27 protein-coding genes and 1 pseudogene are annotated in these 26,907 nt (G+C 66.6%); 12 read left to right on the top strand and 16 right to left on the bottom strand.

Annotated features, from left to right (window positions below; translation table 11 throughout):
• Nucleotides 1-183 precede the first annotated feature (183 nt).
• Together IPP28_02455 and IPP28_02450 are read right to left on the bottom strand one after the other, a co-directional pair.
• Nucleotides 184-1,323 carry an exo-alpha-sialidase gene (locus IPP28_02455; GenBank protein MBL0039914.1) on the bottom strand — a complete coding sequence of 380 codons (1,140 nt, stop codon included), beginning with the start codon at nt 1,321-1,323 and terminating at the stop codon, nt 184-186.
• Between the two features lie 388 nt (nt 1,324-1,711).
• The gene (locus tag IPP28_02450) at nt 1,712-2,179 is read right to left on the bottom strand and encodes a hypothetical protein (GenBank protein MBL0039913.1); all 468 of its coding nucleotides are present in this window, start codon (nt 2,177-2,179) and stop codon (nt 1,712-1,714) included.
• Nucleotides 2,180-2,870: 691 nt separating this feature from the next.
• Here IPP28_02450 and IPP28_02445 point away from each other — a divergent pair.
• Nucleotides 2,871-3,335 carry a hypothetical protein gene (locus IPP28_02445; protein ID MBL0039912.1) on the top strand — a complete coding sequence of 155 codons (465 nt, stop codon included), beginning with the start codon at nt 2,871-2,873 and terminating at the stop codon, nt 3,333-3,335.
• Between the two features lie 413 nt (nt 3,336-3,748).
• A complete protein-coding gene (locus IPP28_02440) occupies nt 3,749-4,150 on the top strand; it encodes a hypothetical protein (protein MBL0039911.1) in 402 nt (133 codons plus the stop codon).
• 545 nt (nt 4,151-4,695) lie between these two features.
• Here IPP28_02440 and IPP28_02435 read toward each other — a convergent pair.
• Nucleotides 4,696-5,202, bottom strand: a complete 507-nt coding sequence (locus IPP28_02435; GenBank protein ID MBL0039910.1) for a hypothetical protein — start codon at nt 5,200-5,202, stop codon at nt 4,696-4,698.
• Nucleotides 5,203-5,413: 211 nt separating this feature from the next.
• Between IPP28_02435 and IPP28_02430 the strand changes: the two genes are divergently transcribed.
• Entirely contained in the window at nt 5,414-6,874 is a 1,461-nt protein-coding gene (locus IPP28_02430; GenBank protein ID MBL0039909.1) for a hypothetical protein, read from the top strand.
• 292 nt (nt 6,875-7,166) lie between these two features.
• Here the strand turns inward: IPP28_02430 and IPP28_02425 are convergent.
• Nucleotides 7,167-8,762, bottom strand: a pseudogene (locus IPP28_02425) (electron transfer flavoprotein-ubiquinone oxidoreductase).
• A 240-nt stretch (nt 8,763-9,002) separates the two neighbouring features.
• Here IPP28_02425 and IPP28_02420 point away from each other — a divergent pair.
• The 7 genes from IPP28_02420 (at nt 9,003) to IPP28_02390 (ending at nt 13,048) form a co-directional block, all read left to right on the top strand.
• Nucleotides 9,003-10,025, top strand: a complete 1,023-nt coding sequence (locus tag IPP28_02420) for a hypothetical protein (GenBank protein ID MBL0039908.1) — start codon at nt 9,003-9,005, stop codon at nt 10,023-10,025.
• Between the two features lie 68 nt (nt 10,026-10,093).
• Nucleotides 10,094-10,636, top strand: a complete 543-nt coding sequence (locus IPP28_02415) for a hypothetical protein (GenBank protein ID MBL0039907.1) — start codon at nt 10,094-10,096, stop codon at nt 10,634-10,636.
• Nucleotides 10,637-10,640: 4 nt separating this feature from the next.
• The gene (locus IPP28_02410) at nt 10,641-10,832 is read left to right on the top strand and encodes a lasso RiPP family leader peptide-containing protein (protein ID MBL0039906.1); all 192 of its coding nucleotides are present in this window, start codon (nt 10,641-10,643) and stop codon (nt 10,830-10,832) included.
• A gap of 102 nt (nt 10,833-10,934) precedes the next feature.
• A complete protein-coding gene (locus IPP28_02405) occupies nt 10,935-11,726 on the top strand; it encodes a hypothetical protein (GenBank protein MBL0039905.1) in 792 nt (263 codons plus the stop codon).
• A 37-nt stretch (nt 11,727-11,763) separates the two neighbouring features.
• Nucleotides 11,764-12,045, top strand: coding sequence for a PqqD family protein (locus IPP28_02400; protein MBL0039904.1), 282 nt, complete (start codon nt 11,764-11,766; stop codon nt 12,043-12,045).
• Complete coding sequence (locus IPP28_02395) at nt 12,042-12,401, top strand: threonine/serine exporter family protein (protein MBL0039903.1); 360 nt, start codon at nt 12,042-12,044, stop codon at nt 12,399-12,401. Before IPP28_02400 ends, IPP28_02395 begins: the two co-directional genes overlap by 4 nt.
• Entirely contained in the window at nt 12,302-13,048 is a 747-nt protein-coding gene (locus IPP28_02390; protein MBL0039902.1) for a threonine/serine exporter family protein, read from the top strand. The genes IPP28_02395 and IPP28_02390 overlap by 100 nt, the downstream gene beginning before the upstream one ends.
• A 78-nt stretch (nt 13,049-13,126) precedes the next feature.
• On the opposite strand, the gene IPP28_02385 is transcribed toward IPP28_02390, so the two are convergent.
• On the bottom strand, nt 13,127-14,752 hold the full coding sequence (locus IPP28_02385) for a transposase (GenBank protein MBL0039901.1): 1,626 nt from the start codon (nt 14,750-14,752) through the stop codon (nt 13,127-13,129).
• 57 nt (nt 14,753-14,809) lie between these two features.
• A complete protein-coding gene (locus tag IPP28_02380; GenBank protein MBL0039900.1) occupies nt 14,810-15,253 on the bottom strand; it encodes a transposase in 444 nt (147 codons plus the stop codon).
• Between the two features lie 28 nt (nt 15,254-15,281).
• Here IPP28_02380 and IPP28_02375 point away from each other — a divergent pair, with 28 nt between their 5' ends.
• Nucleotides 15,282-16,685 (top strand): TonB-dependent receptor, encoded by a 1,404-nt coding sequence (locus IPP28_02375; protein ID MBL0039899.1) that lies wholly within the window; start codon nt 15,282-15,284, stop codon nt 16,683-16,685.
• Here the strand turns inward: IPP28_02375 and IPP28_02370 are convergent.
• The 9 genes from IPP28_02370 to IPP28_02330 all read right to left on the bottom strand — a co-directional run bounded on the left by IPP28_02370 (nt 16,606) and on the right by IPP28_02330 (nt 25,339).
• Nucleotides 16,606-17,994 carry a hypothetical protein gene (locus IPP28_02370; GenBank protein ID MBL0039898.1) on the bottom strand — a complete coding sequence of 463 codons (1,389 nt, stop codon included), beginning with the start codon at nt 17,992-17,994 and terminating at the stop codon, nt 16,606-16,608. The two genes, IPP28_02375 and IPP28_02370, sit on opposite strands and share 80 nt — an antisense overlap.
• Nucleotides 17,995-18,058: 64 nt before the next feature.
• Nucleotides 18,059-18,748 carry a hypothetical protein gene (locus tag IPP28_02365; protein ID MBL0039897.1) on the bottom strand — a complete coding sequence of 230 codons (690 nt, stop codon included), beginning with the start codon at nt 18,746-18,748 and terminating at the stop codon, nt 18,059-18,061.
• Nucleotides 18,749-18,832: 84 nt separating this feature from the next.
• Nucleotides 18,833-19,933 carry a hypothetical protein gene (locus IPP28_02360; protein MBL0039896.1) on the bottom strand — a complete coding sequence of 367 codons (1,101 nt, stop codon included), beginning with the start codon at nt 19,931-19,933 and terminating at the stop codon, nt 18,833-18,835.
• Between the two features lie 118 nt (nt 19,934-20,051).
• The gene (locus IPP28_02355; protein ID MBL0039895.1) at nt 20,052-21,470 is read right to left on the bottom strand and encodes a hypothetical protein; all 1,419 of its coding nucleotides are present in this window, start codon (nt 21,468-21,470) and stop codon (nt 20,052-20,054) included.
• Nucleotides 21,467-21,604, bottom strand: a complete 138-nt coding sequence (locus IPP28_02350; protein ID MBL0039894.1) for a hypothetical protein — start codon at nt 21,602-21,604, stop codon at nt 21,467-21,469. Before IPP28_02350 ends, IPP28_02355 begins: the two co-directional genes overlap by 4 nt.
• On the bottom strand, nt 21,595-23,328 hold the full coding sequence (locus IPP28_02345; GenBank protein ID MBL0039893.1) for a polysaccharide biosynthesis tyrosine autokinase: 1,734 nt from the start codon (nt 23,326-23,328) through the stop codon (nt 21,595-21,597). Before IPP28_02345 ends, IPP28_02350 begins: the two co-directional genes overlap by 10 nt.
• Nucleotides 23,329-23,348: 20 nt before the next feature.
• The gene (locus tag IPP28_02340) at nt 23,349-23,774 is read right to left on the bottom strand and encodes a hypothetical protein (GenBank protein ID MBL0039892.1); all 426 of its coding nucleotides are present in this window, start codon (nt 23,772-23,774) and stop codon (nt 23,349-23,351) included.
• 9 nt (nt 23,775-23,783) lie between these two features.
• A complete protein-coding gene (locus IPP28_02335; GenBank protein MBL0039891.1) occupies nt 23,784-24,497 on the bottom strand; it encodes a polysaccharide export protein in 714 nt (237 codons plus the stop codon).
• A 44-nt stretch (nt 24,498-24,541) separates the two neighbouring features.
• Nucleotides 24,542-25,339, bottom strand: coding sequence for a capsular biosynthesis protein (locus IPP28_02330; GenBank protein ID MBL0039890.1), 798 nt, complete (start codon nt 25,337-25,339; stop codon nt 24,542-24,544).
• Nucleotides 25,340-25,476: 137 nt separating this feature from the next.
• Here IPP28_02330 and IPP28_02325 point away from each other — a divergent pair, with 137 nt between their 5' ends.
• Nucleotides 25,477-26,610, top strand: coding sequence for an undecaprenyl/decaprenyl-phosphate alpha-N-acetylglucosaminyl 1-phosphate transferase (locus tag IPP28_02325; protein MBL0039889.1), 1,134 nt, complete (start codon nt 25,477-25,479; stop codon nt 26,608-26,610).
• Here IPP28_02325 and IPP28_02320 read toward each other — a convergent pair.
• Nucleotides 26,574-26,907: NAD-dependent epimerase/dehydratase family protein (locus tag IPP28_02320; protein ID MBL0039888.1), on the bottom strand; the 334-nt coding region annotated here is incomplete at its 5' end. The two genes, IPP28_02325 and IPP28_02320, sit on opposite strands and share 37 nt — an antisense overlap.

Raw genomic sequence — 26,907 nt, 5'->3', positions numbered from 1 at the left:
CGTCGGGAATGCCGTCGCCATCCTGATCCTCGTGCGTGGCGGCGGATGCTGTAGACGCCGGTGTCGGTACCTGGCATGCAGCTGGTTCGGATTGCTGGATCGACTGCAACGGTGTAGGCCGATTCGCGGGCAAGGCAGTCCGATGCTGATCGAGAGCCACCGGGATCGATTGCGTGCCGCATTTCACAGGCCGCGAGTAACCACCTCGGGTTGGCGGGAAGCCGGCCGCGGTTGCTGTGTGTATGTTGGGTTCCGTGGTCGAAGGCGAGGTGGGTCGCGCAGTTCCAAAGGCTGGCGTTGATGCCGTTCGCGAATTCGGCCCAGGTGGCGCCGGCGTCGTTGCTGCGCAGGACGGTCGACGCTGCGAGGCATAGAGTTTCGCGCATGGCGAGCCAGAGCACTTGGGGGTTGCCGGATCGACCAGCAGGTTGACCATACGTCGCCGAGGCGTTCGGATGGACGGCGGCGTTGATCTTCGCGGCAGCCGGTGACGCGGGACCAGGTCGCGCCGGCGTCGGTGCTCTTGAAGAGTCCGGGCTTTCGCGCGGTGTCGAGCGGGATGGCGTCGCCGCTGTCGAGGTCGTAGAACTCCGCTTCGGTGCCGACATAGATGCGCGCAGCGCGTTGGCGGGATCGACCGCGACGACGGTGGGCGTCAACCCGTTGCAGGATCCTTGTTGACCGGAAATTGCTGCGCGGGAATCCCGGATTGACGCTCAAGTCGGTCCAAGTGGCGCCGCGGTCGTTGCTGCGAAGAACGCGATGGGTCTGGTCGGCGATCAACTGGTCGTCCGGCGCGCGTCCGTGGCCGACCGCGTAGACACGCTGCAACGGCCCGTTCGCGGTGGTGCAGGGGGGCAGCGCACAGGAATTCGGGTCGAGCGCCAATGCGCGCAGCGGACCGAGATAACTGTTGGCCACCGGCAGATTGCCGTCCAGAGTGCCCCAGTTCGCGCCGCCGTCGTCGCTGCGGTAGAGCCCGAAATTGACGTAACCGGTGTTGCCGTTGGAGGCGGCGCGTCCGCCGGCGTAGATCGTGGTGGCCGCGACGCTGCCGGTGGTGGTCGGATCGATCGTCAGGGCCTCGATGTCGACGGCGCGCAGTCCGTTGTTGGCCGCGCTCCACGTGTTGCCGCCGTCGACGCTGGCGTGCAAGGCCGCCGATGCGATCGAAATTCGCCTGCCCCGGCCCAGATGCGCTGGCTGACGCCGTTGCTCGTCGTCGCCGGATTCCGGATGGACGGCCGGGGCGCGGATGGCGGCCGACGCCGGCGACGCAGCGATAGGCGACCGAGGGGTGCCGGTCGGGTTCAGCTTGAACATGCGGCACCGGTCGACGCGAACAACCGGGGCGAGCGCCGCTGCTCCAGACCAGATGACGGGCGCCGGCCGATACCGGCACGCCGGTCGCCTGGTATAGCTGGCGTTCGGCGTCAGGCCGTCGAACACGGCGTGGTGGGCGCGTAGCAGCGAGGCGCCGTCGGAAATCGATGCGGTAGACGCCTTCGGTGCTGGCGATCCAGGCGCGGTCGGCGTTGTCGCATCGGCGGTGACCGATACGCCGGCGGCGCCGACCATACGGGGTCAGGTCGCGCCGCCGTTGTTGCGGTGGAACACGTCGTAGCCGCCGACCACCGTCCAGAGGTCGCCGTCGATGCCGAACGACAGGCGGTCGATGCTGCCGCTGGCGGACAGGCTGGTTGCCGTGCAGTTAGCGCCGCCGTCGGTGCTGACAGAGCGGCTGGTTGCCCACGCCGCCGTCGACCAGGCCGACGAACACGCGCAGCGGGTTGGCCGGATCGAACGCGATCGACGTGACCGCGCGGTCCGCCGGCAGTCCGGTCCCGATCTGGAAGAAGTCGAGGCCGCAATTCGTGCTCTTGAACAGCATCGGTCCGCGGCCGCCTGCCGCTGGTGCCCCGTGCCGAGCAGCAGCACGCAGGCGATGCCGGCCTTGTTCGGCGAATGCGGTGGGATGGACGTCGCTCGGCAGGCTCTCGGGCAGGATGGCCCAGGTCGACCCGCATCGTCGCTGCGATAGATCCGCGACCTTGAATCGAAGGTAGAGCGTGGCCGGCTGCTCCGCATCGAGCATCAGCGGCAAGCCGTAAATCGTGTCGGCGACGATGCCCTGGTCGGCGGCCGCCCAGGTGCCGCCGCCGTCGACGGAGCGAAACACGCCGCCGTTGGTGGTCGCGTAGGCCTTGTGGCCGGGTCGGCCTGGTCGAACACGATCTCGTGCACGCGCCCGCCGAGCGAGTCCGGCCGTCGTCCATTGGGCATCACGCCGAGGGGCCGCCGTCGACAGGCCCAGTCCTGCAAGAACACACCAGAAACGCGCAAGCCGCATCGGTCGATCCCCAGTGATGACGGCGTCATGCTGGCGCCGTGCCGGCGTCGTGTCGTGAATTCGGGCCCGGGCCCGGATCTGACGCATCGCCGTTCGGCGGCGGACAACAATCGTGAAACTGCCGGCGATGGCGCATTCCGGGCGGCCGCACGGTTCCCGGCGTCAAGGGCGTTTTCGCGGCCTTCACGTTCATTTCGTCTTCGATGGCGTGTGTCCGAGGCGCAAGTGCTGGCGCGGATTGTGCTAGTGGGTCACAGGTTCGGTCGTCTGCAATCGATGTGCGCGACGAACCGGCCGGCTGCGCTGGGCGTGTGCAGGCGGGCGCGTGATGCGGCGCGGGGCGGCCTTGCGCAGAATCGCGCCGGGTTCCGCTACACTGACATCCAAATGGCAATTTGTTGACTTGCGTCACATTTCCTGGGGCGACATCGAATGGGCTCGAACATGAAACAACACTCCCGTCTCCCCGGTAGCGCCGGCCGTTGTCTCGCACTGTTGTCGCTGCCGCGCGATGGCCTCGATGGCGCAGGTGATTCACACCTACGATGCCGTGCCGACTTCCACCACGATCAATGACAACGCCTGCACCTCGGTCACCATCAACGTGCCTGACACCTTCAATGTCGGCAACGCGCACGTCGCCATCGGAGTCGATGTAACGCATACCTATCGTGGTGATCTGAGGCTGGAAGTCGATCCGCCGGAAGCCGGCGAAGCAAACAAGATTTTCTTGGATCGCATCACCGGTGACGCCAACGAAAACTTCCGCATCATGGTGTCCACCAATGACGACACCACGGCGTCGAGCAACGATGGCAGTAACGATGGCCGGACAGCCTGTTCGCTATCGCCGCCTAGTGCAGTACACCAACACGGGTGGTGGCGTTGGCCCATTCAACGACACCAACACCAATCACCCGTCAACGGCAAACTGGGTCATCTCGGTCTGCGATGCAGCGAACAGCGACGTGGGCACGTTCAATAGCGTGCGCTTGGTGCCGCGCAATCAGTCCGAAGTCGCGCCGGCGTCCTGCGGCACCAAGAGCACCTACGCCTGAGCAGCAACGGCAACAACGTTGCGTTCGGCACCACCGGTGCGATCAACGGCATCACGATGACGCAGCCGTCCACGAGCGGGGAAGCTACGGGTGATACCAGCACCGGCTCAAACCCCAGTTTCCGCACTAGTACCGGTCCAACCGGGAATAGTACCGGCGGCTATTACCGGTTCTAGATGAACCTTTCGACATCGGGTAATCCCGAGCCCAACGGCATGGAATGGGCGGTCTTCAACTTCGACGCCCGTGCATGGATTGAGCTTCTCGACGCTGGACACCGACTCGTCCTCAGCTCAGTTCGAGGACTACATGCGTGTCGAGGGCTTTGACGATACTCGCCATGACCATTCAGGTGCCGCGTCAGTCGGTGCTCGCCAACAGTCAGTTGAGCTACGCAGGTGATTGGGTGAAGGCGACAGTGATGTTGACGACAACAGCACCGATGGCAACGCCACTTGACGTTCACCAAGCCGGTTGGCGCGTGCGCGTCACCTATGCGCAGGGCGATCAGCCGAACAACAATTCCGGCAATCAGCTAGTCGGCATCGGTACTGTCAGCTTCTCTGCGGCTTCGATTTCGGCGATGCGCCGGACAGCTACGACACGAACTTCAACGACGGCGGTGCCCGTCATACGCTGGGCAACCGCAACGTGTACATGGGCACCATGCCTGATGGCGAAGGCGATGGTATCGGTGACACGAACGCCGACAGCGACGGCGCCGACGAAAACGGTTCGCTGACGCTGCCGACCCAGTGGGCGGAGGCGGCGGCAACCCGCATTACCAATGCACCTGGTCGGGCGGCACCTATTCGACCGCGCCCGGCGAATACTGCGTCACCGTGAACGTGACCAACAATTCCGGCACCGGCGCCCAGCCCGTCGGCTGGCTCGCTATGGAACGACGACGGCGACTTCCTCGACGCCAACGAACGCAGCCTGCCGCGTCTGGGCGGATTCACCACAGCACCTTCGGGCGACACCACCTTCACCACCGCCAACATTCCGAACGGCACGACGAACGTGACGCTGGTGCTGGTGTGGTCCGCCTCGCCCGGTGCCAACCTGAACAGCGACACCTACCTGCGCCTGCACGCATCACCACCGACAGCCTTCATGAGCGAAGCTCGTCACCGTCGCCGTCGGCCTCGCCAGCGACGGCGGAGTGGAAGACCATCGCATTCCGGCCAATACCTTGCCCGTCACGCTGTCGTCGGTGCGCTCGCGCATCGTCGAAGGCAAGCTCACCTGCGCTTCGGCACCGCCAGCGAAATCGATAACATCGGCTCACCGTGGAAGAACGCGGTGCCGATGGCCGCTTTGTGCCCGTGGCCGCGCCGCGTCGATGATCGCGAGCCAGCGCAACAACACCGCCGGAAGCGAGCAGCTACGCCACGCAACTTGCGACGGTGCCTGCGACCGGCAAGTTCTACCTGGTCGATCATTCGAGCAGCGGCGCGCGCCGTACACGGCCCGGTTTGAAGTGGGCGCGAACTTCGGCATCGACAGTTCCGCCGAACGCTTCCGCTGGACGACACCGCGAATGCCATCGCCCAACTCGAGGCGCTGGCACGCAGCACGGCCTCGTCGAACGCCGGCAAGCTCTGGGTCGAACAGGCCGGCTTCCATCGTGTGACGGCCACGCAGCTTGCAGCGGCCGGCGTGCACCTTGAAGGCGTGCCGGTCGAACGGATCGCCGTCACCTTCCGTGGCCAAGGCGTGCCGCGCCGCATCGTTCCGGACAGCGGCAACTTCGGCGCGAACTCGTACATCGACTTCCTCGCCGGCACGCACGAATCGCTTTACACCAAGGCGTTCCCGTACCTGGTGCGCGGCGACGCGATCGGCGTCGTCGCCATCGACCGCAACAACTGGGTGGCCGATACCGAAACCTCGGCCTGGTACTGGGCGGAATCGCTACGCGCCGGACAACAAGTACAACCATTCCTCGCCGACGGGCGACCCGTGGCATGCCGACGAACTGCTCGCCTACGCGAACCAGCCAGTGAGCCGTTCGGTGTCGCTGCCGGTATCGGCGGTCGCGACCGATGTCGGCGACATCGCCGAACTGCAAGCCGACCTGATCGGTCTGACCAACTTCGACGGCGGCGAAGCCGATCACCATGCGCTGCCGCAAATCGACGGCCAGACCGTGGCCGACGAGCGCTTCGACGGCAGCGTTGGGCACAGCGTGCGCCTGCGTCTGCCGCTGTTCGGTGCCGGCCAGCTCGACGTCGGCGTGGTGCTGCCGGGCGACACCGGCTTCGAGTTCGACATGGCCTACATCGACCGCATCAACCTGCGCTATCCGCGCCTGCCGGTCGCGGACGGCGAGCGTCTGTTCATCGACGCACTGCAAAGCGGCCATGCGTTCTTCGTCGAAGGCGCGGGCGACGGCGACATCCTGCACAGCTTCCTGTCCGGCTTTGAAGGCCCGGACAGCGTGGCCGGATTCCGCGTCGATGGACTGGCCGACGGCGAAATCGTCGCCTGCGTCGGTCGCGGCGACGACTGGCAGTGGATCGCCCATTCCGTGCAGGCCACGGGCGGTACGGCCCTGCTGCCGTCCGACACCGGTTCCTCGTACTGGGTGTCGAACGTGTCGAGCCTGCGCGCGCCGCAGATCGAACCGCTGGAATCGGCTGCGCCGCTGATTGCCGGTCAGGCCGACTACCTGATCATCAGCCCGACGCTGTTCCTCGACGAACTGCAACCACTGGTCGGCTTGCAGCAGTCGCGCGGGCTGAACGTGCGCGTGGTTGACCTGCAACAGATCTACGACCAGTTCAACGACTCGGTGCCGGAAGCGGCGGCGATCCAGCGCTTCCTCGATGCGGCGGTGCCGGCCATGGGCGTCGAGTACGTGCTGCTGGTCGGCGGCGACACCTACGACTACAAGAACAACCTCGGCACCGGTTCGATCTCGCTGGTCCCGACGCAGTACACGAAGCTTGGCGATGTCATCACCTTCGCGCCGGTCGATGCGTTCTATGCCGATGCCGATCGCGATGGTGCGCCGGAGTTCGCGCTGGGTCGTTTGCCGGTGCGTTCCATCGCCGAATTGCAGGCGCTGACGGCGAAGCTCGTGGCGGTGAACGGCAGCGTGCCGGATCGCAAGCTGATGCTGGTGGCACAGGCGGCGGACGGCGAGGAAGACTTCGCCGGCATCAGCGATGCCTTCGCCGCGCAGTTGCCGAATACCTGGGCAACCAGCCGTGCCTATGCCGACGATCTGGGCACGGCCGGTGCGCGCTCTGCGCTGCTGGGCGCGCTGAACGGCAACGTGCAGATGGTGAGCTACGTCGGCCACTCGGCGGCCTTGCGGGGGTTCCAATGCGATCCTGAGCGCGCGACCGATATCGCTTCCACCACCGGTACGCCGGTCGATCTGGTCGTGCAGTGGGGTTGCTGGAACAGCTACTTCCCGTGTCGCCGAACGCGAACTCGCTGGCGCACAAGTTCCTGAACACGGCGGGCCACGGCGCGGCCGGCGTCATCGGCGTGAGCAGCCTCACCGAACTGTCCGCACATGAAGCGCTCGGTTCGGCGCTGTATCCGAACTGTCGGTCGGCACGCGCATCGGCGACGCCCTGCGCCTGGCGAAGATGCAGTTGGCGACCGAAGGCACGACGCACGCCGACATCCTGAACGCGGCCACCCTGCTCGGCGACCCGGCACAACCGGTTCGCTGAGTCCGGCGCAACAAACAGAAAGGCCGCGTCGGCAACGGCGCGGCCTTTTGCTTGCTTCGTCGTCGATCAGAGATTCTGGTAGTTCGGCCCGCGCCGCCTTCCGGCGTTACCCAGTTGATGATCTGGTAGGGGTCCTTGATATCGCAGGTCTTGCAGTGCACGCAGTTCGAGGCATTGATCTGCAGGCGCTTGCCGTCCTCGTCCTGAACCATCTCGTAGACGCCGGCCGGGCAGAACTTCGTGCAGGGATTGCCGAATTCTTCCGCGCACGCGTGATGCAGACATTGGTATCGGCGACGTGCAGGTGGACGGGCTGGTCCTCGTCGTGCTCGGTGGCGGCGAAGTAGACCGAGGCCAGGCGATCGCGCGGCGGCAGAGAACGATCAACCCAGTGCCGGTCGATGTCGCCGATTTCGTTGACGCGCTTCAGTTGCGCGTGGTCGGCATGGTTGCGCAGCGTCCACGGCGAATGACCCGCGGTGACGGTCTCCCAGCCGGCATTGATCATGCCCATCCACAACCCGCCGTGGAAACCGGGCTTGATGTTGCGCACCTTCTTCAATTCGCTGACCACTGGCGACGCCCGGCAGTGCGGCGTCGAAGCCGACCACGCTGTTGGTGCGCGCGATGTGTTCGGCGGCGATGATGCCGCCGCGCATGGCCTGATGGGTGCCCTTGATCTTCGGCACGTTCAGGTGCCGGCGGTGTCGCCGATCAGGATCGCACCCGGCATCTCGACCTGGGGCAGCGACTGGAAGCCGCCCGCCGAGATCGCACGCGCGCCGCCCGAGAGGATCGTGCCGCCTTCCAGCATCGGGCGGATCAGCGGATGGTGCTTGAGCTGCTGGAACAGCTCGAACGGCATCAGCTTCGGGTCCTGGTAGTCGAGGCCGCAGACGCAGCCGATGGCGATGCGGTCCTGGTCCAGGTGATAGATGAAGCTGCCGCCGTAGGTGGCGTTGTCCGAGGGCCAGCCAAGGGTGTGGATGACGCGGCCCGGCGTTACTCGGCCCGCGGGCACCTGCCACAGTTCCTTCATTCCCGACCGAGTAGGTCTGCGGGTCGCAGCCTTGTCGAGTGCGTAGCGCTTGATCAGCTGCTTGCTGATGTGGCCGCGCACGCCCTCGGCGAACACGGTGATCGGCGCGTGGATGTCGATGCCTTGCGTGTAGCTCGGCTTGTGCGATCCGTCCTTGGCCACGCCCATGTCGCCGATGCGTACGCCGCAGACTGCGCCCTTGTCGTCGAACACCGGCTCGCTGGCCGCGAAGCCGGGGAAGATCTCCACGCCCAGCGCTTCCGCCTGCGGCGCCAGCCACGCACACAACGCGCCGAGCGAGACGATGACGTTGCCGTGGTTGTTCATCTGCGGCGGCAGCGGCAGCTTCCACTGCTTCTTCTGGCCGAGCAGATAGAACTCGTCCGAGGCCACGTCGACGCAGATCGGCGGCGGCGACTTGCGCCAGTCCGGCAGCAATTGGTCGAGCGGGCCGGTTTCGATCACCGCGCCCGAGAGGATATGGGCGCCGACGGTCGATGCCTTCTCGATCACGCAGACGCGGGTTTCGGGTTTCAGCTGCTTGCGCCGGATCGCGAACGCGAGCCCGGCCGGACCGGCGCCGACGACGCGACGTCGTATTGCATAATTTCGCGTTCGCTCATGGCACCGTCCTGTTCCGCAAAGGTCGGCATTATCCCGGTCGGAACGGTCGCGGGCAATGAAGCACGCCGCTATGCTCGGACCATGACTGCCGTGCTTGGCGTCGTCGCGCTGGCCGGCGTGGCGACCGTGTCCGATGAGGCCATGGCTGCGGGTATCCGTTCGCTCGGCGGTTTCGCACCGTTCGGTGCGGACGAGTTGCGGATACCTGCCGCGCGATGGTGGGGTGGCGCGGTCGTTTCATGGCACCGGTGTCGCCGAATGGCGTGGATGCGTGCTGGCACTGGATGGCCGCCTGCGTGATGGTGCCGCGTTTCGTCGGCGTCACCGTATCGACGACGGCTGCGGCGATGCCGAAGCCCTGCTGCGCCTACGCCGATCGCGACGTGCATCTGTTCGACGACCTCGACGCCGACCTCGCGCTGGTGCTGCTCGATCCGGCACGGCGTCGCGTCGTGCTGTACCGCGACCGCTCGGCGAGCGCGGCCTGCGTTACGTGCGCGAGGGCGACCGCCTGTTCGTGTCGAGCCGCGGCAGTGCGCTGCTGGCGCTGCGCGGCGAACGCCTGCAACCGGACGACACGGCGATGGCGCATTTCTTCGCCCCTGCGCGCGCCGCCGGACGACGTGGCGTGGATGCACGGCGTGCGCGGTGCCGGCCGGCGGCCTGCTGATCATCGACGATGGTCGCGAGCGGCAAACGCGCATTGTGCCCGCGCTGCCGTCGTCGCCGTTGCGCTTTCGCAGCGACGACGCGGCGGCAGACGCCTGGGCGATGCGGTTGCGCAGGCAGTGGCCCGTGCCGGTGCCGACGCCGCGACATCGGCGCTGATGCTGAGCGGCGGCATCGACTCCACCTTGCTCGCCTCCTGTCTCGATCCGGCGCGTTCGCTGGCGGTGAGCTGGGCAGTGCCGCATCTGCCCGATTGCGACGGATCGGCCTTGGCCGCCGCGACGGCTGCACAACTGCGGTTGCGTCATGTGCGCGCGCCGGACGGAAGCCACGAACCGCTCTCCGATCTGCCGAGCTGGCCGATGGAAGACGAGGCACCGCTGGCGAATCCGTATCGTCGCCTCAATCAGGCGCTGTTCGCCGCGGCACGTGCCGAAGGCGCCACGGTGCTGCTGTCGGGCCAATTTCGGCGATCACATCTGTGCCGATGGCCGCGACTGGCCGGCCTCGTTCGTGCGCGAACGCGGCATGCTTGCCTTCGTCGCCGAGTTGGTTGTCCAGACGGCCCGTCAGCGGTTCGCGCTGCGGCATGACCTGGGCGTGCGCGGCCTGCTGTCGTGGCTGCGCCCGAGTCGCGCATGGGTGCCGGACTGGTTGACGGATACCGCGGGGACCGCTTGCCGGATACCGCCGAACGGCGCGGCTGGCCGCGGCGGGTCGAGGAGCCTTCGGACGCGCCAGCGCGCAGGACGCCGAACTGGCGCGCCGCTACGCGAACGCGCATGGTCTGGAACTGCGTTTTCCGTATCGCGACCCGGCGCTGTTGGCGTTCGTTCTCGGTCTGCCTGCGCACTATTCGGATTCGGCGCGCGGGCCGAAATGGTTGAGTCGGCAGGTGTTGTCCGGGCGCGTGCCGGAGTCGGTTCGCCTGCGCCCCAAGCTCGGCAGCCTGACGCCGCTGTTCCAGTGGGGTGTGCTCGATCGTCATCGCGCCGAGGTCGAACGCCTGCTGCTGGATGCCGATGCGCGATGGCCGCGCTACATCGATCGCGATGCGTTGATGCGGGCACTCGCAAGCCCCGAATCGGACGCGCAATTGCTGCCGATCTGGCTGGCGATCTCGTTCGAGCTGTGGTGGCGGGCGCATTGGGCAGCAGGGCCGGCCGTGTTAGCATCCCGCCAGCTTTCTTCCGAAAACAGGTAGTGCCATGCCCGGTCATGTCGAACACATCGTTGAACCTGCGGATACCGATGCGCGTGCGAGCTATGTCGCTCCCGAGTTGCGCGATCTGGGCGATGTGCGTGACCTGACGCTCGGCGCATCACCGGGAACCGGCGATTCGGGCGGTTCGGGTACGCATCGGGCAATGAACCGTCCGGGACAGGGGCAGCGCACCTGATATCCATCGGGTTGGGGATGGGGGTGCGCACGGACTGACCTCGTCCTTGCCGTCGCCGGGCAAATCGAAGCGTGTTACGACACCCGTATCGCCGGTGTGCGCGTGTTTTGCAGCGAAGCGATTGACGGATTCGGGCGGGCTGATGAATCGGCCGTCGTCGCGGCAGCGGATGCGCCGACGAGTTGGCAGGACGAGCTGACGACGCAAGGCTTTCTCGTCGGCGAATTGCGGCGTGTCGATGTCCGATCGTCGGGGCGACGGCGACGACTGGTGTTCTCCGGTCTGGGCGGTCTGGAGGTCGATGCCGATCGGCGCGTGGTTGTCGTCGATGCCGATGTGCCGTCCGCCGCACGTCCGGAAGTGATGCTCGGACCCGGACTGCTGCTGCTGCTGGCGATGGACGGCGTGCTCGCATTGCATGCTTCGGCGATTGCCCATGGCGGACGCACGATCCTGTTCTGCGGTGTTTCCGGCAGCGGCAAGTCTAGCATTGCGCGCCAGGCGGCGGCTTGCGGTGCGGAAACGCTGGTGGACGACATCGCGCCCTGCCGGATCGCGCCGACGCCGCAGTTGCTGCCGCGCTTTCCGCAACTGAAGTGGGCACAGCCGCTGTCGGGCGCCGATCGCGCCATCGGCATCGATCAAATCGTGTTCGTCGAGCGCGGTACCGCCGCCTTGGGTGCAGCCATTGTCTGCGGCCGAGACGCGTTTGCGGCTGATCCGGCACTCGGTGGCGGCGCGCCTGTTCCGCGTGCGCTGCTGCGCTGGCATCTCGATGCCGTCACCGCATTCACGCGCGGCGTTCCGGCGCTGCGCATGTCGTGGCCGGAGTGTGCGGAAGCGGCGATTCCCGGGCAGGTTGCGGCCGCGCTGGCCAGATTGTCGGCGTGGTGACTTGCGGCGGGCATCGGCTTCAGGGACAGTCGCGCCGATGAATCGCCACACCACTTACCTGCTCGCGCCGCATGTGCTGGCCCAGTTCGACCTGGACGAGGCGGTCCTGCTCGACGAGGCACTCGGTCGCTACTTCGCCGCCAATCCGGTCGCCAGCCTGATTCTTCGCGCATGCCGGAACGGTGCCCGCCGTGACGAGCTGCTGGCCGACGTGGTCGCGACGCATCGCGTCGAAGCGGATCGGGCCGGTGCGGACCTCGATCGCTTTCTCGCCGATCTGGTCGCGCGGGGCCTGTTGCGGACCTCGGTCGCGACATGAGTCCCGACGAGTTCGACGCGCGCGTCCGCTTCGTGGCGGAACTGGCGCGACGGCTGCATCAGTACGGCACGTCGGCGCCGCGTCTGGAGCGCGCCATCGACGGCGTGAGTGCGCGCCTCGGCCTGCTGCCGACCAGCCTGTCAACGCCGACGTCGATCACGCTGTCCTTCGTCGATCCGGACGACGGCGAACTGGCCTTGCCGCGCAGGACGATGGTGATGCGCGTGAATCCGGGCGACGTGAATCTGCGCCGCCTGTGCAAGTCGATGCCATTGCCGAGCGCGTGCTCGCGCAGCAGATCGGCATCACCGAGGGATTGGCGGAACTGCGCGCGCTGCGCACCGGCTTGTCGGTGAAGGGCGTGGGCTTGCAGGTGCTCAGCTTCGGCATCGCCGGCGCCACCGTCGCCGCCTTGCTCAAGGGCAGTTCGGCGGATGTGCTCGCGGCGGGCAGCATCGGCCTGCTGATCGGCCTGCTGGCCCTGGTGGCCGAACGTCGGTCGAATTTCGCGCCCTCGTTCGAGGCCGTTGCGGCGTTCCTCGCCATGTTTTTCGCGTCGCTGATCGCGTCGTCGTTGGTGCCGCTGAACGTGCGTTCGGTCCTGATCGCCTCGATCATCGTGCTGATGCCGGGGCTGACGTTGACGACCGCCGTCACCGAGTTGTCGACCCAGCATCTGGTTGCCGGCACGGTCCGGCTGATGGGTGCGGCAGCGACCCTGTTGAAGTTGTCGCTGGGCACCATCGCCGCGGTCCAGCTGGCCCGCGCGTTTGGCTGGACGGCCTTGCCGTCCCAGGCACTGCCGGTGCCGGCGTGGGCGGAATGGGCTGCACTAAGGATAGGAAATTCAAAGCCCCCTTTTTCGGCAGTCTACGCTTCGAGCTCATGCCGTCAAGCTTCCCGCACGCATGTCGCGCTACCCTCTGGGGCGGGGTTCTGGGGCTCGGTGACGCTCGCGGGGCGTTCCGGTCTCGCACGCAGACTTCCTGTGGATGGGATCTGAGCGTTTTCGTCATTTCGCGGACGAGCAGCGACATCGACGCAGCGTTGAAGTCGCTGCGCGTCGTCGGTGGGTTCACGCTTACCAGACCAGGTCCTGGTTCTGGTTCTCGTAGTCGGGCATGACGTCGACGGGCGGATCGAGGTTGAGCGATCTGCGGGCGTCGTGGTCAGCCCGTTGCTGCAGCGCGCTGGCGCCGGGAGGTCCACGGATTGGCGCCATCCGCGGCGCGCGGCTGGGTTCGCCGAGGTGATCGAGGATGCGCACGATCACGGCGCCCTCGGTGATGAACGCGATCAGCCGCATGCTGCCGCCGCAGCGTCGGCAGCGCAGTGGATCGGCATCAAAGATCCGCGCGATCAGCCGTGCCCAGGCGCGAGCGCCGGGTGGCGCGGCGAGGATCGGTTCTGGAATGGGCCGGATTGCGGTCGGTAGCCCCAGTTGCAGGCGAATGGCGGCTGCCAAGTCCTCGGGTGTCGCTGGAGCCGCTGGTGTACACACTGTCGACGGCGGCGGCGCTGCAGCGGGTGATTCTGCAGCGGCTGATCCTGCGGAGGGTGCCGAAGTCGCTGAACCTGCCGCACTTGCCGATCCCGGCACAAGCGGCGCGACCGACGCTGCAATCGCCTCCCCTGCCCGCGCCGTCACTTGCTCCCGCAAAGCCGAGTGCGGCGCAAACACACCGTGATAGCGGTGCAGATGCCGGCGCGGCGGTGGAATGAAACGCGCCAGCCGGTCGAGTAGCTCAATCGGCGTCAGCGTGACTTGCCAGCTACCGTCCGGGCGCGGTTTGTCGAACAGGTAGATCAGGCGTTCGCCATCGTCTGCCTGCGTCAGCCGTTCGGATGCCCAGCACGGCCGGGCGCAGTAGCGTAGCAAGCGCTCCAGCGCCGGGCGGTCGTCGGCAGCGATGCCGACCGAGGCATCGACCGAGAATCCGCCGCCGTGGTCCCAACCCGCCATGTTCTGCGCGTCTTCTTCGCTCAGCACGCCATGCCGGCAGTACAAGGCCAGCACCCGCCCTCGCACCCGCGCCTGAACCCTGGCCACGATATCGGCGACATCGATGGTCGCGGGCATAAAGGCGAGGGTCTGGCCGTCTGCCGCCGCGAACACGCCGTCGCTGACGCAGCAGTGGTAGTGCCAGTGCTCATTGAGCGCCGAACCGAAGCGCTGCAGAAAGCTCACCGCGCCCAGCCGCGCACCCACCGGCGCGGCAGCGCTGCGGCGCAGTTCTCGCTGGATGCTGCTGATGAAGATGCGCAGTACCCGCGTCGCCAGCGCAGCGTGGTTGCGCAGCGCCGGCCGCAAGCGTTTGGGCAAGGACAGCACCCACTGCCGCATCGGTACGCGCGGGATCACCGAGTCGACCAGATGCGCCGCCGTCGCGGCCATGCGTTTGGTGGTGCAGGACGGGCACACGCCGCGACCTTTGCAGGAGAAGGCAACCAGAAACTCCGCCGTGCAGTCCGGACAGCGCGCCCGCGCGAAGCCGTGCGCGAGGATGCCGCACTCCAGATAGGCCCTCAGCTCGCGCTCGATATAGGCCGGCACCGCTTCGTCGTCAGTCGCCTCGCGATACGCAATCCAGGTCGCCAGCCATGCCTGCACCGTCTGGTAGGCGAGCGTGCGTTCCGGCCGCCGTCGCTGATAGACCCCAGGCGTACACACCGATTCGCCAGGACTGGCGCTGACTGCAGTGACCACGGACCTGCACGGTGCTCGATATGGCCTTGCAGAGTGGTCGCCAGCGGGTGGCTGCGACTATCGGAGAACTGCGCGTTTGCTGGTAGGACCACCGCGCGAGTTGGTGTCGGAATTTTCTGACGTGCCGTCGGTTGGCCGGTGGGTTTGGCCTTCCCGCCGCCGATGGTGCCAATCACGCCCGCTTCGCAGCCGCTCGCCTGCTGCCTGCTCGCCGACTGCCGGGGCATCTGGCGCGACCGGGGCCGATGTCGCCGATTGCCCTATCGACGGCGCGACCGGCGCCGCAATCGCCTCCCCTGCCCGCGCCGTCACCTTTGCGCGCAAGGCGGCGTGCGGCGCGAACACGCCGTGATAGCGATGCAGATGCCGGCGCGGCGGCGGAATGAACCGCGCCAACCGGTCGAGCAGTTCCAGCGGCGTCAGCGTGACTTGCCAGCTGCCGTCCGGGCGCGGCTTGTCGAATAGGTAGATCAGGCGCTCGCCGTCGTCCGCCTGCGTCAGCCGTTCGGAGGCCCAGCATGGCGGCTACGTGCTGTTCGACCAGTTCGATGCCGCCGTTCGCAATGGCACCATCAATCCCTTCGGTGCATCGTCGGCGGCGGGCCAAGAGCTGATCGACTCGATCACCATCGACGACGAAGCGCGCCAGTCCGAAGGTGTCAGCCAGGGCATCGATTTCAACTTCACGCGCTCGCTGACGGAGCTCGATGGCGGCTACATGGGCCTCGCGCTCGGCGGCGAGTTCCGCAACGAATCGCAGGAATTCACGCCGTCGGCGCTGCTGTTGTCGAACAACATCGCCGGCGACCGCGACAGCACGCTTGGCCCCGGCGAATCGACGCTGGTCGCCACTGACGAGGACCGCAACATCTTCTCCGCCTACGCCGAGCTCAACGCGCCGGTCAGCGAGACGCTGGAGCTGCAGGCGGCGCTGCGCTTCGATGATTACTCCGAGGTCGGCTCGACCTTCAATCCCAAGTTCGGCCTGCGCTGGCAGCCGCACGAGGATCTGATCGTGCGCGCCTCGGCCGGCACCGGCTTCCGCGCGCCGTCGCTCAATGACCTTTATCGGCCGACCGTGTTCGGTGTCACCTCGAGCCTGATCACCGATCCACAGTGCGTCGATCAGGAAGGCAGCATCGACATCTGCACCGACCAGTGGCCGGTAGAGCGCCGCAGCAATCCGGATCTCGACCCGGAGACATCGACGCAGTTCTCGATCGGCACCGTGTACGAGCCGGTCGCCAATTTCAACGTCGGCCTCGAGTACTGGTGGCTGGAAAAGGAAGACGTGATCAGCACGCTCGGCGAGCAGATCATCATCGAGAGCCCGGAGCTCTACAACGGCATCTACATCGAGCGCGACGAGGATGGCTTCATCAGCAACATCATCCTGCAGAAGGAAAACCAGGGGAAGCTGAAGACCTCGGGCATCGACATCAGCGGTCGGCTGAGCAGCGGCGACACCGAATACGGCGAGTTCAGCGTCGATGTCCTCGGCACCTACGTGGTCGAGTACGAGCGCCAGTTCGGCCCGCTGGAACCCTATCGCAGCAACGTCGGCCGCTTCCTCAACGATCAGGTGATCCAGCGCTGGCGCCACCGGATCGCCTTCAACTGGGATCAGGGCCCGTACGGGCTGACGCTGGCGAATACATATTCATCTGGCTACCAGGATCAGAACACCACCTACGATCCGTTCAGCGACGAACGCCTGCCCGAGCGCGATGTCGATTCCTATTCGCTGTGGGACCTGACCGGAAGCTGGGAGATCAACGACAACCTCAACCTGCGCGCCGGCGTGCTCAACCTGTTCGACGAGGAGCCGCCGTTCTCCAACCAGGCGTACTTCTTCATCGCCGGCTACGACCCCACCTACACCGATCCACGCGGTCGCTCGTACTACCTCGGCGTCGACTACAAGTTCTTCTGATCCCTGCGGGCGCGATCTGACCCCAGGGTCGCGTCCGCTCCCCCAGGGGTTTCAGGCCGGCCGGTCGCCCGAGACCGGCCGGAGTTGGTCCAGGTGTTCCATGCATGCTCGAACACGCACCGAACTCAAAGTAGGCCGGGCACGCGCGTCCCGAGACTCGGTCAGCGCATACGGTGGTTACGCGCGGCGCCCGGCGCTTCCTGTGCTTGGCGAGGCAGACTTGAGTACGGACCGAAGTCAAACCGGGCCGGGCACGCGCGTCTTGTGACCTGGTCAGCGCATTACGGTCGTAATGCGCGACGCCCATGTAATTGGGACGCTTGACGGCACGATCCCGCGGCCTGCACTGCCCCGCAAAGTGCGCGAAAAGTGGCTTTGGCATCAGGCCCCAGAAGCCGAACTGGATCGCCAGGATCAAGCCGCCGATGCCGGCCAGCGCCAGCCAGCGCTTGACGCCGCGGCGCGGTCGATCGTCTTCCTCGTGGCGACGCCACAGCATCAAGGCGCAGGCGCAGGCCGCGATCGCCGCCAGCAGCACGCCGGCGCGCGACTGCGCGATCGCCAGCGACAGCAGCAGCAGCACCCCGGCGACGATGCCGACGATCAGGGCCGCGGTGCGGCGCGGGCGTTGTTCGCCGGCGACGATGCGCGCACCGGCATTGATCATCTGCGCCGCCGCCAGCGGCAACGCGACGACCAGCAGGGTCGCGAGGTGGTTGCGATTCGCGAACGCACCGACGGCACTGCCCGGGTTGGTGATGGCATGCCAGCGCAAGGGACTGTCCGGTCCCGAGGCGATCTGCGCGAGGCCGAGCAGGGCGCTGACGATCGCGACGATCAGCAGGCCCTGCAGCAGGCGCACTTGCTGATGCCGGTGCAGGCCGAGCATCAACAGCCCGATCGCGAGCGGCGGCAACAGCGCGAACAGCGCGCGCAGCGTCGCCTCGGGATCGAGCGAGATCGGGCGGGCGCCGATCGGCACGCCGGCCAGCGCCAGTTCGCGCGCGAGTTCGTCGCGACCGGCCAGGCTTTGCCACAGCGACACCGGCAGCGGGATCAGCGCGACCGCGATCACCGCCGCCAGCAGGCCGAACCAGGCGAGCGCGACCCAAGCCGCGCGCGCCGGCGGGCGCAGCGTCAGCCGATGCAGCGCGTACGGCAGCAGCAGCAACGCCAGCACCTGCAGCACCGCTTCGACCGGCAGGCCCTGGCGCGTGCCGCCACCCGCGAGCAGACACAGGCCGAGATAGCTGCCGGTGACGAAGGTGGCGCCATGGCGTCCGACGGCGGCGAGAACGGGATGGGGCAAGGCGGACTCCGGAAACGGAACGGGCCGCGTCAGCGGCCCGTTCGGTGGACGTCAATGCGAACGATCACGGGCTGGCCGGATCATCCTTGCAATTGAGCTTGTCGTCACCGGCGTCGATCGCCAGGCAGGTCGCCACCAGCACGCTGGGAATGATCACGCGCGGCTGAGTCAACAAGGAGCCACCGGTCGCGGGTGCGACCTGGTCGAACGCCAGCGCCGCACACAGGCACGGTGAACGGTCAGGGACCGTGAAGTCTTTCGACTCCGACACTTCCTCGCGGCAACCATCGCGAAACTCGAACACGCCGCGCGACTCGGTGGCGACCCGGACCTGATCGCCGACATGCAGCACCTGACCGGCGGAAATCGGGGAAAACTGATCGTTCGCCTGGCGCAGAGCAAGGTCGCCGGTCGACTCGACCACCGTCGCGACCGGCTCTTTCTCGTCCTTGAAGTTCAGGCACGGGCAAGGCAGCCGCTCGTCGATCGTATAGACATTGCCGGCTTCGACCTCGACTTCGCAGTCATCGAAATAGCGAACGAGCGCCTTGGACTCTTCCATCGCCATGACCTGATCGCCGGGCCGCAGATTGGTGCCGGGGGCGAGGTCAACGAATTGCTCGCCCTGATTGACCAAGACGGAGCCAGTGAACTCCTTCAACGTCGCCTGGAGCGGCGCCGCAACGGCGTCGGCGGCCTTGGCTTGTCCGATGGTCAGCGCGAAGAACAGCGCGCCAAACAAAAAAGTTCTCATTTCATGCTCCGAGAGGGCTGAGTTGGCAAGTCGCTGTCGCAACTCGCAATCGGGTAACAGGATCGCATCAAATTGTCTCCATGGTCAATGCGTCACACGCGTGATGCGTAGATCGTCGAACCAGATTCGACCGCCGATCATTTGTTCGGGCGCGATGCGCGCGTCGAGGCGCAGCAGCAGGATTTGGCCGCTGCAGGATTCGGAGGGTCGTTCGAACCCGACTTCGAAATCACGCCACCGGCTGTTTCCCTGGAAGCGCTCGCTCTCGGCAATCACGCGGCCGCCGTCGCAACGCAGCTGCCAATGCAGGCCGCGTTCATTGCGCAGGCCGTCAAGCCGAGTCCGTCCTTGCAGGAGGTAGTGTCCGGACGGCAGCGCCAGCCGCTGCTGAACATGGGCGAAGGCGACGCGTCGGTCGTGGAAATCAAGGACCAGGGCCTGCGAGCCACCGACTCCCGGCGTTGATTCCTGGTGGATGGTCGCGCCGGCAATCGGATTGAAGTACCACCCGAACCCGGCGTTGTCGGGCGGCAGCTCGAAACCGCCGTCGACGACATTGCCGACGGTCTTGCGACGCGTCTCGGGCAAGGCCTCAATCCAGAGAAAGTGTGCTTGGCCGACGCGACCTTCGCGCAACAGGCGGTCGATCCAGAAGCGTCGCTCCTGTTCGGTCAACGGATGGGGCGCCGAGCGCAATGGCGCGAAAATCGCGGCCAGGGTCGGGGCGGCCTCAGGTTGCTGGCTCCACCATTGCAAGAAAGGACTCCTCCAAGGCGGTCCGGTCTCACCCATCAGTCGCAACAACGGCGTTCGCGCCTCGGCGAGACTGATCATCGATCCGAGCACGGGTTGCAGCTCTGTTCGCAGGCCCGGGGCGATTCGCAGCAATTGATCGATGTGGAACAAGGCGGTTTCGAAATCCCCTCGGGACGCCGCATGATTGACCAGCCACGCATGGGTCGCACGATCGCGTGGTGCGCGATGCGCAGCGATCCGGTAGTTCGCCAGTGCGGTCGGAACATCGCCTTCGATCTCGGCACTGCGTGCGATGACGCGGAACGCGGTTCCGGACAGCGGCGCGCGCGCCAGACTTGGCGTGCAACAGCGATTGCCTCCAGAGAACGCTGCGGCGCCTCTGCTGCCGCGGTGGCGGTCGACAGCAGTGCCGCTCGATGCGAGGGCCACCAAGCCAGAGCCGCTTCCGGCTGCGCCTCCGCCAGCGCATCGGCAATGCCAATGCGAACGATGACCCACGACGCGGCCAACACCATCCCCAGCAGCGCGGCAAAGAGCATGCGCCGCATCATGAACGCGAGCCCTGGAGTCGTTCGAATCGGCGCAAACGAGATTCGTCGCCTTCGAGAACCAGCTCCACTTCGACGCGACCCCTTTCGAGGTGCTTGCGCAGGTTGCCCAATCGGCGATATCCGGTCTCGTACCGACCGTTTCCGAGGAGCCGATCGTCCAGCCGCCGCCAGTGGACGTCACTGAAGTCGATGTATCGCTGCTGACTGTTCTTGAACAAACGCGAATATTCGTTGGCGATCTGCCCGAAGTATCGATGTTCGGCATGCACCTCGCGTGCATACAGTTTTAGCAATCCGCCAAGATCGCCCTCGGCGTAACGCGAACGGAATTCGCGCAACAAGGCTTGGCCCGCGTCGGCATCCAGTGGTTGCGCGGTTGCTGCCGCCGGGTCGCCGACGTCGGGCATCAGTGTGTCGACAGCGTCCGGGATCGGCAACTGCACGACGGCCGAGGCCGAGGTTTCGACGACGGACGAACTGGATGCAAGCGTCGATGTCGACGTCGTTGTCGCGCCTGGTGTCGGGAGGAGCGGCGAGCGCTTCGACGTCGGGCGTTCCGATGCCGCCGAACGGGGTGGACCGTCGGTCAAGGACGGTGCGGGTTCGCCATGCTTGGAAGACGACGGCGGATCCGCGACTGCGGTCGGTGCAGCGATCGCGTCGGCAGAGATGGGAGCGATCGCGGCGATGGGAACGAGTTCATCCAGCGGTGCGGCCATCCCATCGGCGGACTCGAATGAATCGATCTGTGCGTCGGCGTACCAGTCGGCGGGTGGCGGCGGCGCGACCGCTGCGGTGCGGTCGTCTTCGGACGGGATCGACCACCACACGGCGGCCGTTGCGACGACGGTCGCGATCGCCGCCGTCGCCCAGCGCCGGTATCCGCGACGTGCGGCGGGCGGCGGCACGGCGTCGGCCAAGGGCGCCGGCGCCGGCACGTCGACGCGCTGCGCGGTCCAGGCCTCGGCGGTCGCGCGCGACGCCGTCGGCGGCGTGACCACGAGGGCGGCACGGTCTTCGGCATGGCGCAGCAAGCGCCATGCGCGATTGACGCGTTCGGCGTGTGCCGACGCCCAGTCGTCGCCGCGATCCGGATGCACCAGTCGCACCAGCAGATGATGATTGGCGCGCAGCTCGATCTCGGACCCCTGCGGGTGGACGCCGAGCACGCGCCACGGGTCATGCTCGACCTCGCGCGCCAGCAGTTGCTGCTCGACGAAGAAGCGCGCGGCATCGACCAGGCGGGCGGCGGACTGGCCGGTGACTTCGCTCGCTTCGGCGAGGCTGTCGGGCTGGCCCAGCGCCACCCGCAACAGGCGCGTGATGCCGGCCGGCAGCGGGCGACCGCGCAGTTCGCCGACGAGGCCCGGCGCCGCATGCAGCGTCAAGGCCAGGTCCAGCGCTTCCCAGCTCATCCCGCGTCGCCGTCGCGGCGCGCCGTCAGCTTCTTCGGCGCGGCATTGCCGTAGCTGTAGTACTGGTAGCTGCTGTAGCCGTAGCCGCCGTAGCCGTAGCCGGCGGTCTTGGCGTCGAACTTGGTCAGGACCACGCCGAGCAGGCGCGTGCGCGCCGCGAGCAGGCGCTTGATCGTCGTCTGTGCCGCGCCGACCTTGGTGCGTCCGGCCTCGACCACGAGCAGGGGTGCCCCTGGCGAGGTTGCCGGAGGATCGGCGCATCGGCGAGGCCGAGCACCGGCGGCGCGTCGATGATGATCTGGTCGAAGCGTTCCTGCGCCTGCGTCAGCAGGCTGACCATGCGCGGGCCGGCCAGCAGCTCGGCCGGATTCGGCGGCAACGGACCGCTCAGCATGATCGAGATGCCGGCCTGGTCGACGCGATGGATGCACTGTCCCGGCTTGGCCGAGCCGGACAGGCAGTTGCTCAGGCCCATCGCGTTGTCGAGCTCGAACACGCGGTGCAGCGACGGATTGCGCAGGTCGGCATCGATCAGCAGCACGCGCTTGCCGAGCAGGGCGAAATTGCGCGCCAGCGACTTCGCGGTGGTGCTCTTGCCTTCGCCGGGCTGGGTGCTGGTGACCACGAGGACCGCCGGCACGCCGCTCTCGGTCGAGAACTGCAAGGCCGTGCGCACCGAGCGATAGGCTTCGGCGAACCCGGAGCGGATATCGACCAAGGCTTCGGCCGGGGTGATGTCCTTGCCGAGCTTCGGGATCACGCCGAGGTTGACCAGGTGCAGCTTCTTCTCGATGTCTTCCGGCGACTTCACGGTGTCGTCGAGGTATTCGAGCAGCAGCGCCAGCAGCACGCCGAGGAACAGCCCGAGCAGCAGGCCGATCATCAGGTTGCGGCGCATGTTCGGCTTGTACGGGCCGCCCGGCACCTGGGCGCGGTCGACGATCGAGATGTTGTTGCTGCTGACGCCGCCGGCGACGCCGATTTCCTTGTAGCGCTGCAGCAGGCCGTCGTAGAGCTCGCGGTTGGTGGTGACTTCGCGCTGCAGGATGTTGTAGTCGATCGAGCGGCTCTGCAGGTCCAGGGTCTCGGTCTTGATCTGGGTGAGTTGCTCGCGCAGCAGGGTTTCCTGCGTCAGCGCCGAGTCGTACTCGGCCTTGACCGTGGCCTTGATGCCTTCGATCTCGGCGACGATCTGGCGGTCGACTTCGTCGATCTGCGCCTGCAACTGCTTCATTTCCGGATATTCCGGCTTGTACAGGCGCAGCTTCTCCTGAAACGTGCTCTTCAGGGTCGAGCGGCGTTCCTGCAGCGGCCGGATGTTGGACCCTTCGAGCATTTCCGCGGGCAGCGCGGCACCGCGGCTGGCCTGCGCCTGGCGCCAGCGCGCCTCGGCGCGGATGCGCGCGCCCTGGGCCTGGCCGACCGCGGAATTGAGCTCGCCGAGGTTCTGCTCGATCAGGGTCTGGTTGTTGTTCGCCGAAAGAATCTGTTCCTTCTGCGCGAACGCGACCAGTTCGCGCTCCGAGTCCTCGAGCTTCTGCTTCAGCTGCGCCAGCCGGTCTTCGAGATAGCCCTTGGCATAGGACGAGGCATCGAAGCGGCGTTCAATGTTGGTCGCGATGAAGGCCTCGGCGACCGCGTTCGCGGCGCGTGCGGCGAATTGCGGATCGGGGCTGTCAAACAGGATGTTGACGAGTCGAGATTCTTCGACGGGTTCGATCGTCAGTCCGCCCGAGACCATGCCGGCATAGAGGCGGTCGTCCTCGACCTTGTAGTTGACCGGCGTCTTCGCCTTTTTGCCGCCGAACAATGAGCCGAGCAAGGCCGACCAAGGCGAAGGCAGGTTCTGTTGCCGCATGGAAGAATCGGAGCCCAGCTTCAGTTCGGACGCGACACGTTCGGCAAGGCTGCGGCCGCAGCAACTGGTACTGCGTTTCGTAGAACTCCCAGTCGTGGAGTCATTTGGGGGTTGACGCCTTCAACGTTCACGACATTCAAGGTGTCACGATCAATCTGGATGGTCGCGCCGGTGCGATACACTGGAACCATCAGCAAGGTATTGACGAAAGCCACGGTCATCGCGATCAGCCCGAAGCTAAGGACGATCCAGCGCCGCTTGACCAGGATGTTCCAGTAGTCGAGCAGGTTGATCTCGTCGTCGGCGGGCGCTTCGGCCTTGCGCAATTCGGCCAGCACCATGCCCGGGCTGACGCTGTCGACGGTGCGCAATTCGCCACCGCGCGCGACCGCCGGCACCGGCAGTTGGCTGCCGCCGGAATCCTTGTCGTGGGGTCTTGAACTCATCGTGTTCCTTCAGAGGGTCGCGAAACCGATCAGCCCGCGCAGGCTGTCGACCAGGCTCTTGTACGCGCTGCGCACGCCGGAGGTTTCCACGACGACGATGTCGTCGCCATACAGTTGCGGGTCTTCGAGCTCGCCGGCGCGGATCTGGCGAATGTCGAACAGCGCCGCCATCTTCTTGCCCTCGATCATGCGGAACACGATCACCGAGCGCTGGTCGGCCAGGTCTTCGAAGCCCTTGGCCAGCGCGATCGCCTGCAACAGGCTGGTCTTGCCGGTGATCGGGTAGATGCCCGGCTGTTTCACCGCCCCTTCGACGGTCAGGCGCTGGCTGGAGAATTCCTTGACGAACACCGTGACCTGCGGACTCTGCAGGTACTGGGCTTCGAGCCTTGCGGCGATCTCGACCTCGAGTTCCGAGACGGTGCGGCCGCCGGCCCGGATCGCGCCGATCAGCGGCAGCGAGATCTGGCCCGAGGTGTTGATGCGCACGGTGCGATTCAGGTCCGGCACCTGGAACACCGACACCTCGAGCAGGTCGAGCGGGCCGACGCGGTAGTCCGAGACGCCGAGATAGGCGCCCGAGTCCGAGGTGGTGTCGGGTACCGGCAACGTGGACGTCGAGGTCACGGCCTTGGCGGTGCCGCTCTTCAGCCCGCCGGTATTGGAAGCGCAGCCGGAGAGCAGGGCGAGGACGATCAGGAAGAGGGCGAGCAATCGATGCATGGGGGTCCAAAGTGCGAACTGCGTCACATTTCCGCTAGCAATGATTATGCCGGTCGGAACAGGCGACGCCAAAAGCCGCCGGTCGGCTGTTTCGGCCGACCCGCGGCGGGCAGCGGCGGCAGCGCGTTCGGCGCGACGTTGTCCAGAATACCCTGCGGACGCGTGCAGACGAGGTGCGTGGCCTCCGCGGCGCCGAGTCGCTTGGCCGCGGCGTCACGCGCTTCGGCCAGCAGCGGCGGGCGGCGGTCGGCGCGATGGGCGTCGGTGGCGATGATCGCGACGATGCCCTCGTCCAGCATCTTTTCGGCCCAGTATTGCGGCTTGCGCCCGAAACGGCCGGTCACGGCGCCGGCAGTCAGCTGCATCCACGCGCCGGCCTTGGCCAGGCGCTGGAACATCGCGTAATGCGACTCGATCCAGGTCAGGCGTTCCGGATGCGTCAGCACCGGGATGAAGCCCGCGGCCATGGCGTTGAACGCGGTCTCTTCCAGTCGCGGCGTCGCCACATGATGCGCCGGCTCGAACAGGAAGTAGCGCGAACCGGCCAGGGTTGGGATGCGTCCGGCTTTCAGGCCATCGACCAGTTCCGGCACGACATGGGCGTCGGCGCCATCGACCAGGCGCAGCGCAATGCCCTGGCGGTCGAGCATCATCTGCAGGGTGGCGATCGCCTTGCGGATGCCGACGGCGTTGTTTTCGTACAATCCGGGATAGATGTGCGGCGTGCACGCCGTGACGGTGATGCCGTCGGCGACCGCGATGCGCGCCATCGCCAGCGCGGCCTCCAGATCGGGCGCGCCGTCGTCGATGCCGGGCAACAGGTGACAATGCAGATCGATCACGGGGGTGTTGCACCTTGTCCAGTGAATGGGGGAAACGCCGGGCCCCCGAAGCCCAGCATGCCGCGCGATTGTGACCGTATTCGGAACGATGATACAAACCGATACATGAACCGGGCCGCGGATCCGGGAGAGATTCGATGCACTTCGACGGATTGGACACGCTGACCTGGCATGGATTCGCCTGGTCGCTGGGGATCACCGTGCTGGCGATGTGGGCGCTGTTTCCGCTCGCGCACCGGCTTGGCCTGGTCGACCACCCGACCGATCGCAAGAACCATGGACACGTGACGCCGGCCACCGGCGGCCTGGCGATGTACCTCGGCATGGTCGTGGCCGTGTTCGCGACCTCGTCGCCCTCGGCCGCGATGGGGTCGCTGCTGGTCGCCGGCGCCTTGCTGGTGATCACCGGCTGGCTCGACGACCGCCACGACCTGCGCTGGTACTGGCGCATCCTGATCCAGATCGTGGCGGCGCTGATCCTGATCTTTGGCGGCGGCGTGCGCATCGAGTCGATCGGCCCGGTGTTCGGTGCCGGCGCGTTCGCGCTCGGGGCGCTGTCGCTGCCGTTGACGGTGCTCGCCACCGTTGGGCTGATCAATGCGCTGAACATGATCGACGGCGTCGACGGCCTCGCCGGAACCTTGATGCTGACCGCGCTGATCCTGGTGCTGGCCGCCGCCGGCTATTCCGGCAACGTGATGTTGGCCGAACGTTCGGCGGTGCTGATCGGCGCGATCGTCGGCTTCCTGTTGTTCAACTTCCGCTTCCCGGGACGCCGCCGCGCGCACGCGTTCATGGGCAATTCCGGCAGCGCCCTGCTCGGGCTCGTGGTCGCCTGGGCGTGTTTCCGTTTGACCCAGAACGAAGGCCATCCCGTGAGTCCGGTGTTGGCGCTGTGGCTGGCGCCGGTGCCGGTGATCGATTGCCTGGTGCTGATCGTGCGCCGGATGATGGCCGGGCGTTCGCCGTTCTCGGCCGACCACGACCACATCCACCACATCATGCGCGACGCCGGCTTCGGTCCGGCCTCGACCGCCGTGGGCCTGGCCGTGTTCACCGGCGTGTGCGGCCTCGTGATCGGGCAATGCCTGCGCTGGAACATCGCCGAACCGCTGCTGCTCGGCGCCTATGGCGTGCTGTTGCTGATCTGGTTCGCGGTCACCGCGAAGCGCGCACGCGCCGTGGCCCTGTTCCGCGTCGCGCGCTTCTGGGGCCGGTTCCTGCCGGCGCCCGCTCAGGCCAGTCCCGACGCGGTGCGGAACCAGGCGTAAGTCGTGGCGATGCCGTCTCGCAGTGCGATGCGATGGCGCCAGCCGAGCGCGTGCAGTCGCGACACGTCCATCAGCTTGCGCGGCGTGCCATCGGGTTTCGAAGGATCGGTGGTGATCGTGCCATCGAAGCCGACCACCTCCGCCACGAGTTCCGCCAGCGCGAGGATGCTCAGATCCTCGCCCACGCCGACGTTGATGAAGGATTCGTCACTGTAGTTCCGCATCAGGAACACGGCCGCGTCGGCCAGGTCGTCGGCGTGCAGAAACTCGCGCAACGGCGTGCCCGTGCCCCAGATC

This window comes from Lysobacterales bacterium (assembly GCA_016721845.1).
Classification (GTDB): Bacteria; Pseudomonadota; Gammaproteobacteria; order Xanthomonadales; family Ahniellaceae; genus JADKHK01.
Note: the sequence above shows the minus strand (reverse complement) of the source record. Positions and strands in the feature narration are given on the sequence as shown.

What these genes read in the sequence shown, in the direction of transcription:
- IPP28_02455 (MBL0039914.1), bottom strand. Translation starts at nt 1,323, where the DNA reads ATGTTCAAGCTGAACCCGACCGGCACCCCTCGGTCGCCTATCGCTGCG.
- IPP28_02445 (MBL0039912.1), top strand. Translation starts at nt 2,871, where the DNA reads ATGGCGCAGGTGATTCACACCTACGATGCCGTGCCGACTTCCACCACG.
- IPP28_02440 (MBL0039911.1), top strand. Translation starts at nt 3,749, where the DNA reads ATGACCATTCAGGTGCCGCGTCAGTCGGTGCTCGCCAACAGTCAGTTG.
- IPP28_02420 (MBL0039908.1), top strand. Translation starts at nt 9,003, where the DNA reads ATGGCACCGGTGTCGCCGAATGGCGTGGATGCGTGCTGGCACTGGATG.
- IPP28_02410 (MBL0039906.1), top strand. Translation starts at nt 10,641, where the DNA reads ATGCCCGGTCATGTCGAACACATCGTTGAACCTGCGGATACCGATGCG.
- IPP28_02400 (MBL0039904.1), top strand. Translation starts at nt 11,764, where the DNA reads ATGAATCGCCACACCACTTACCTGCTCGCGCCGCATGTGCTGGCCCAG.
- IPP28_02395 (MBL0039903.1), top strand. Translation starts at nt 12,042, where the DNA reads ATGAGTCCCGACGAGTTCGACGCGCGCGTCCGCTTCGTGGCGGAACTG.
- IPP28_02365 (MBL0039897.1), bottom strand. Translation starts at nt 18,748, where the DNA reads ATGAGAACTTTTTTGTTTGGCGCGCTGTTCTTCGCGCTGACCATCGGA.
- IPP28_02355 (MBL0039895.1), bottom strand. Translation starts at nt 21,470, where the DNA reads ATGAGCTGGGAAGCGCTGGACCTGGCCTTGACGCTGCATGCGGCGCCG.
- IPP28_02345 (MBL0039893.1), bottom strand. Translation starts at nt 23,328, where the DNA reads ATGCGGCAACAGAACCTGCCTTCGCCTTGGTCGGCCTTGCTCGGCTCA.
- IPP28_02340 (MBL0039892.1), bottom strand. Translation starts at nt 23,774, where the DNA reads ATGAGTTCAAGACCCCACGACAAGGATTCCGGCGGCAGCCAACTGCCG.
- IPP28_02335 (MBL0039891.1), bottom strand. Translation starts at nt 24,497, where the DNA reads ATGCATCGATTGCTCGCCCTCTTCCTGATCGTCCTCGCCCTGCTCTCC.
- IPP28_02325 (MBL0039889.1), top strand. Translation starts at nt 25,477, where the DNA reads ATGCACTTCGACGGATTGGACACGCTGACCTGGCATGGATTCGCCTGG.